We start from the raw sequence: 1,412 nt of genomic DNA on the forward strand, positions 1-1,412 counted from the left end.
CCCCCGGTGTCAGGGTAGTTGTCGTGCCCCCACTTTTTAAAAACATTCCGGGGGCGGCAAGAGTATGGTCATGCCTTTCTACTCAGAAGAGCGCAAAGCTGCGCTGCTAAAAATGATGCTTCCGCCCCTGAGCCTCTCGGCGGCGGAGGTCGCTCGCCGCGAAGGTTGCAGCGATATGTCTCTCCATTATTGGCGCAAGCAAGCCGCTGCCAGAGGAACGCAATTGTCCGACACCAAACAACCTGTTGAGAATTGGTCAGCCGAATCCAAAATGGCGGTCATCATAGAAACAGCAGCTCTGTCAGAGCTGGAACTGGGTGAGTACTGCCGGCGAAAAGGGATTTTTCCTGAGCAAATCACTGATTGGCGCAATGCATTTATCGCCAGTAGCACCCAGCAAACAAAGGTTAATAATGTAAACACCGGCCAGTCGAAGAACGATAAAAACCGTATCCGCGAGCTTGAGCGCGAACTGCGGCGCAAGGATGCGGCATTGGCTGAGACAGCGGCGTTACTGGTGTTGCGAAAAAAGCTCAATGCCTACTGGGGGAGCGACGACGAGGGCAACTGACCTTGTTGCCAGAACGGTATTTACTCGTTGGTTGGCTCAATGAAGCCATCGCGGCGGGCGCCCGCAGGGCGCCTGCTTGTCTGGAGGTCGGCATTTCGCTACGGACACTGCAACGCTGGAGTTTGCCTGAAAAAATACTGGCCGATGGGCGTACCACAACCTCAAGACCCGTGCCCAGCAATGCGCTCAGCGATTTCGAGCGCCAGACCATCGTAGCGCTGTGCAACAGCAAGGCTTACGCGCATCTGCCCCCGAGTCAGATCGTGCCACAACTGGCGGACGAGGGGCGTTATGTAGCCTCAGAGGCGACGTTTTATCGTGTGTTGCATGCCGCAGGCCAGCAACATCGTCGTTCACGTGCCAAGCGACCTCATCGTCATCCGGCACCCACCACTCATGCGGCGACAGCCGCTAATCAGGTGTGGTCGTGGGACATCACGTACCTGCCGTCACCCGTTCGAGGGAAGTTTTACTACCTCTACCTGATCGAAGATATCTACAGCCGAAAGGCGGTGGGCTGGGAAGTTTACGACGTAGAAAGTGGTGAAAAAGCAGCAGTGTTACTGCAACGAAGCGTGACCCAGGAACAGTGCTGGCGCCAGCCGCTGGTGCTGCACTCTGACAACGGCGCGCCGATGAAGTCGGTGACGCTGCTGACCAAGATGTACGATCTGGGCATCACGCCATCTCGTGGTCGACCGCGCGTCAGCAATGACAACCCGTATTCGGAATCACTGTTCAGGACGCTGAAATACTGCCCGCAGTGGCCACTAGATGGTTTTAGCAGCCTGGATGATGCGCGTGTTTGGGTGAGGGACTTTATGACCTGGTACAACACCGA

General features: G+C 56.2%; 1 pseudogene. It reads left to right on the plus strand.

The annotated features are described in order from the left end of the window. Window positions 1–70: 70 nt before the first annotated feature. A pseudogene (locus tag HX873_RS30930) lies at window positions 71–1,412 on the plus strand (IS3 family transposase); the annotation flags it as partial.

It is taken from the genome of Pseudomonas sp. P7758 (assembly GCF_013386485.1).
In the GTDB taxonomy this organism is placed as follows: Bacteria; Pseudomonadota; Gammaproteobacteria; order Pseudomonadales; family Pseudomonadaceae; genus Aquipseudomonas.